Source organism: Desulforegula conservatrix Mb1Pa (genome assembly GCF_000426225.1).
Lineage (GTDB): Bacteria > Desulfobacterota > Desulfobacteria > Desulfobacterales > Desulforegulaceae > Desulforegula > Desulforegula conservatrix.
This window is the reverse complement of the sequence record NZ_AUEY01000122.1, coordinates 1-5,492: the sequence shown is the minus strand read 5'-3', so window position 1 is coordinate 5,492 and position 5,492 is coordinate 1. Positions and strand designations below refer to the sequence as shown.

The window sequence follows — 5,492 nt, the reverse complement described above, 5'->3', positions numbered from 1 at the left end:
CTTTACCGACGCCTGATGGTGACACTTGTGGCATTGGTACAGATCTCTTGATTTGAGCTCGCAAAATTTCGAACCGCCGCAATTCGGACAACTAAAACCATGCGGCCATCTAAGTCTGAATAATGAGTCTTGGCACTTATCTTCGGTCCCATATTCGGACAGGAATTCGTGAATACTCTTTCCTTTTTGAAATTGGATCATATTTTTTGCCATGCTACACCTCCATCATATCTGGATAATCTTTCACATGCCTTAAGATAAGCATGGCGGAGTAAAAATGGTAATCAAATAAAAATTTATAAACCTATTATCATTTAAAATCATATATAAAACTGCCGCCTGCAAACCAGCTCCATGAAATTGTACCTTTTTGGGGGGTCCAGTTTTTTGAAAAAAAAATTAAAACAAAACCAGCCACAATCAGTGAAATCAATAATTCTTGAAAAAAGGCATATTATGCTTGAAATAATCACAGAATTTGCTTCTCCTGAAAAAAGTACAATTGAAGAAATCATAAGACAGAGCGCTTTCTTCAATGGACATTTTTTTATGGATGAACTCATGCACCATATCCCTGATATGGTTATGATCCTGAATAAAAACAGACAGATTGTATACATAAACAAAAGCACACTTGAGGCCTCGGGCCTGAAAGATCCTGATAAGGCCATGGGAATGAGAATGGGAGAGCTTTTGAGCTGCAAGCATTCAAATATAAATCCAGGCGGATGCGGCACATCATCATTCTGCAGATATTGCGGCGCTGTCAATTCAATACTTGAAAGCCAGAAAGAGAGATTCAAGGTTGATGAGTGCAGAATAACAACTAAAACTGCTGAGGGAGAAGAGGCTCTTGATCTAAGGGCATGGGCAACCCCCATAAAAGTCAATGGAGAGCCATTTACCTTCCTTGTGCTTGTCAATATAGCAGAAGAAAAAAAGAAACTTTTCCTGGAAAGAATATTTCTCCATGACATAATGAATACAGCTGTTGCTCTAAGGGGCTTTTCCCAGCTCATTGAGTCAGAAAGCAAAGAGGACGTAGAACTTAAAAATGAATTTCTGGGTAGAATTTCCTTTTTGTCTGAAAGGATAGTTGATGAAATAAACGCACACAGACAGCTTTTAGCAGCAGAAAATAACGAACTGCAACTTGACATTAAAAAAATAAATGCAAAGCTATTTCTCGAAAAACTGTTTAATACCTATAACAGGCCAGATATTCTTGAAACCAGGCATCTGATCACGGACTGGACAAGCGATGACGCGGAATTTGAATCAGATCCAACCCTTCTTGGACGAGTTGTGGGGAATATGATTAAAAACGCAATTGAAGCCTCTGTGCCTGGAGAAACAATAACCATGGGATGCAGAAAGGATGATGAGAGCATTTTTTTCTGGATTCACAACAATACCTACATGCCTGAAAACATAAGACTTCAGGTTTTTAAAAGATCTTTCTCCACAAAAGGTACTGGAAGAGGTCTTGGTACTTACAGCATGAAATATCTCACTGATAAATACCTTAAAGGAAGCATATCTTTTTCAACGTCAGAGCCAGAAGGCACTGTTTTCGAAGCACAATATCCTCTCGCATTTTGTAAAGCGCAGTGATTGAAATTTGGCTAATTTCATTTCTATTTCAAAGGATCATTAATTGTATTAATGATATGATGCTCTCTTAAAAAGCCAGAAAAAAGCTTCAGCGTCATAACTGCCTTGATCCGGCATCTTTGTATTTTTATGTACATCTGAATTCCAGCTCCCGGTTTTCACCGGGACAGGCCCCACCGGAATGACGGTAATCGGACTTATTGCGACCTTATTAAAAATTGGAACTATATGAAATTCTTGCAAATCCATGAAATAAACCGTTCAAAATTCTACAGAAAACCCGGCGCCTATTCCATTATCTTTAACATACAGCCTTGTTTTCATGGATTCGTAAAATGAAGCCCTGTTCTTTCTGTTCATTTTCTGTGCCGCTGAAACGCTGCCATAAACTCCGCCAAGGTAAAAACCAACTCCGACAAAGGAAATTATTCCTCCAAGTGCAGGAATATCTTTGTCAAAACATTCCCAGGCCGCGACGCCAAGAGCTGAATCAACGATAAGCGCCGCAAACGCGTCTGAATATCTGCCAAGATAGGCAAAACCGCCGCCTGGAATAACAGCAAGGCAGCCAGCCAAAGTCGGATTTTTTTCAAACGAAGGGACCTTCTCCAGTTCATCCTGAAGTTCACTAATTTTGAAATCAAATGACGATCTGATTTCAGAAAATCTTTTTTCAGCTGTCTGTCTGTCATCGTTTGAAAGGTAAAGCCAAGCTGTTTCATACTTGATTCTTGCTTTGAATTTATCATTATCCGGAACAGAAGAAGACCAATTCTCCATAAATGCAATGGCAGAAGACCTGTCCCCGGATGCTTCTTGACATGAGGCAATCATGAGCCCAGAAGTATTTCTAACTTTTTCGCCATATAAAGGTGTAGCAAAAGCTTTTTGAAAAGATACTGAAGCTTCGGGATATCTTTTCATGGCAAACAGACTGAATCCTCGGAGGACAAGCGCTTCACCGGCCCTTTCATCATCTGAAAAAAAGCTGAAAAATGAATGAAAAGCTGATGCTGATTCTGAGAAATCCCCGCTTTTATAAGATTTGACAGCGTAAGAATAAAGCCTGTCAGCATCAAGAGTTACTGTTGTGCCGGCATTTGCCCAGGAACTAAGGGGAAATACCAGAAACAAAAAAATTAAAAAACTACCGAATCTTGTTTTCATTTGGAGGATCCAGACAAAGGTGATCATCACCTGTTTTGATTATTTGAGAATGATTAAGCTCATCCCTGCCGCATCTGATGAGCCTGTCGCAGGTCATGAGATAACCCTCGAAAAAACCGTAGTTTCTTATGCTTTCAGCAGCATAGGCCGAACACGAAGGCGTCATGGCGCATCTGTCACCATCTGCCGCTGAGATAAGTCTCCAGACAGACATATACGGATTGGAATTTTCTTCCATTGAATTAGTAGTATGTGGATTTTTGCCAGCACATGAATAAAGAAAGGAAATAATCAGGAGGTTGAAAATGAGCCTGGCTAGTTTATGAATGGTCATGATAAGTACCCTCATTTATGATACTTGATATTCTTCGGCACGTCGCTTTTTGAAAAATGCCCGGCAAAAATTTAATAGTTTTAATGTTTGAATGTTGATGGACTCGCAAAAAATCAAAAAATGGCTTAAGAGGCATGCCGGACTTGATCCGCATCTTTGTACTTCCAGGTACTTCCGGATTCCGGCCTGCGCCGGAATGGCGGGAATCGAACTTTTTGCGACCTTGTCAATGTTAAGCCATATTTGAATTTCAAAAATCGCCAATCAAAAATCATCGGGCTCTTCTTTATTTATCAGGCATGGGTAACTCGAAGTACTTCTTCCACTGTTGTCAGGCCTTTCATGACTTTTTCCATGCCGTCCATTCTAAGCGTAAGCATACCATTTTTAAGAGCTACAGCCTTGATTTTATTGGAGTCATAAGTTTCGAGCATAATATGTTTGAGATTATCATCAATGACCATGATCTCAAAAATTGCCATTCGTCCCATATACCCGGTATTGAAGCATTCTGGGCATCCGTTTGCCTTGTAGACCTTCCTCGATTTCAACTCATCCTCCGAAATACCGAGAACCTTGTAAAGGCCCGTCTCATACTCGGACTCCTTTTTGCAGTGCTCGCATAGTATTCTAACAAGACGCTGCGCAATTACAGCCTTGACAGCAGAAGTAATGAGAAAAGGTTCGATACCAATATCGACAAGTCTTGTTATGGCGCTGGCCGAATCATTTGTATGAAGGGTTGAATAGACAAGATGACCGGTCAGGGCTGACTGAACCGCAATTTCAGCGGTTTCCTGGTCACGGATCTCACCAATCAGGATCACATCAGGGTCCTGACGTACAATTGATCTGAGACCTCTTGCAAATGTCAGGTCTATTTTTCTGTTAACCTGAATCTGGCCGATTCCCTTGATCTGATACTCAACGGGATCTTCAATTGTTATAATATTTATATCAGGCCGGTTGATCTCTGAGAGTATTGCATAAAGTGAAGTGGTCTTTCCGCTTCCGGTGGGGCCGGTGACCAGTATGATTCCGTTGGGCATCCTTATCAGGCTGTCTATGATTTTATAGTGTTCCTCACCCATCCCAAATTCTCTAAGTTTGAGTAGGGAGCCCGACTTGTTGAGAAGCCTTAAAACGACCCTTTCTCCATTTGCAATTGGGATAGTCGAAATACGAATATCAATATTCTGGCTGCCTATTTTGACCTCAATGCGCCCATCCTGAGGAAGTCTCTTTTCGGCAATATTCATCTTGGCCATAACTTTGATTCTAGAAACAAGGGCGGCTTGTATCCATTTGGGCGGAGTCAGAAAATCATAAAGAATTCCGTCCACTCGATAGCGCACTTTGAGCCCATCATGATAAGGCTCTATATGAATATCACTGGCCCTGGCCTTTACTGCCTGGGAAATGATATGATTCACAAGCTTGATGATGGGTGCGTCGCTTGTGTCATCAAGAAGATCTGCGGCCCCTTCTATCTCGCTTAGGATATCGCCGTCGGCCCCCATATCCTCCACGAGCTGCTGGGCGGAATCCATAACCCTGTCATAGGCAGAATCCGTAAGATTCAGGATGATATCCCTTGGGGCAAAAACAAAGCTTACCCTTTCAAGATCAAGCAGCCTTGCTATTTCATCAGCAGGCTGAAAACTTGAAGGATCGTTTATTATTATAAAGGAATCAGGATGTTCTGTAGTCCCGGGGAAAAGTGATTCTAAAGTTTTTGCCTCTCCGTCAGGGATAAAGGGAAAAATATTGAATCTTCTGCAAAACTGGATGGATATTTTCTTTGTAAAATCAGCTCTGAACGAGTCACCAGGGTGCGTTTTAAGAAAAGGCGCCGAATATCTTTCCGATAACAGCTCAAGAACTTCCGACTCCGTGGCGATCTTTTTCTTAACAAGGGCCTCTGTTATTGAAGCGCTTTTATCCGAGAGCATTTTTCCCAGTTCGTCAGGAGGAACTCCAAATCTGGAGATTATGTCGTCAAAAATGGGGCTTATCTTCATAGAACCTCTCGCTGCGACTATATCGCATGCGGTATGCTTAATGACAAAGACATAAAATAATCTGATTACCACTCTGCTTCAGCCATAGAAAGCATGGTTGATGGCATGGGTGGAGTCCTAAGAGCAACATAAATCAGTCTGTGAATCATGGACGGCAGATCATATCGGCGATTGAATCTGTACTGAAATTCTGCCAGGTACCGCGGAACATGCTTGCGATTAATTGCATGATAAGTACCTTTGAGCGCATTTTTTAAGTTACCAAGTATTATATTGACCCATTTGAAGGATGGATGCTCTACAGCTGCTTTACCACCTCCAGTAACATGGGGTTCGTGCTGGAAACCAGCGAGCTC

The 5,492-nt window shown here is 41.5% G+C and carries 6 protein-coding genes; 1 reads left to right on the top strand and 5 read right to left on the bottom strand.

Features of this window, described 5'->3' with window-relative positions:
• Window positions 1–213 (bottom strand): transposase (locus tag K245_RS27490; RefSeq protein WP_027359714.1); only part of this gene is annotated, 213 nt, incomplete at its 3' end.
• Window positions 214–387: 174 nt separating this feature from the next.
• Here K245_RS27490 and K245_RS0120375 point away from each other — a divergent pair.
• Window positions 388–1,614: a PAS domain-containing sensor histidine kinase gene (locus K245_RS0120375; protein WP_198013948.1), complete on the top strand. Its 1,227-nt coding sequence runs from the start codon at window positions 388–390 to the stop codon at window positions 1,612–1,614.
• A 261-nt stretch (window positions 1,615–1,875) separates the two neighbouring features.
• On the opposite strand, the gene K245_RS27040 is transcribed toward K245_RS0120375, so the two are convergent.
• From K245_RS27040 to K245_RS25710, 4 genes are all read right to left on the bottom strand, one after another.
• A complete protein-coding gene (locus K245_RS27040) occupies window positions 1,876–2,781 on the bottom strand; it encodes a tol-pal system YbgF family protein (protein WP_051284494.1) in 906 nt (301 codons plus the stop codon).
• Window positions 2,762–3,115 (bottom strand): membrane protein insertion efficiency factor YidD, encoded by a 354-nt coding sequence (gene yidD / locus K245_RS25715; protein WP_035277818.1) that lies wholly within the window; start codon window positions 3,113–3,115, stop codon window positions 2,762–2,764. Before yidD ends, K245_RS27040 begins: the two co-directional genes overlap by 20 nt.
• 293 nt (window positions 3,116–3,408) lie before the next feature.
• Window positions 3,409–5,136: a type II secretion system ATPase GspE gene (gspE, locus tag K245_RS0120350; protein WP_027360655.1), complete on the bottom strand. Its 1,728-nt coding sequence runs from the start codon at window positions 5,134–5,136 to the stop codon at window positions 3,409–3,411.
• Between the two features lie 65 nt (window positions 5,137–5,201).
• Window positions 5,202–5,492: transposase (locus K245_RS25710; protein ID WP_035276808.1), on the bottom strand; the 291-nt coding region annotated here is incomplete at its 5' end.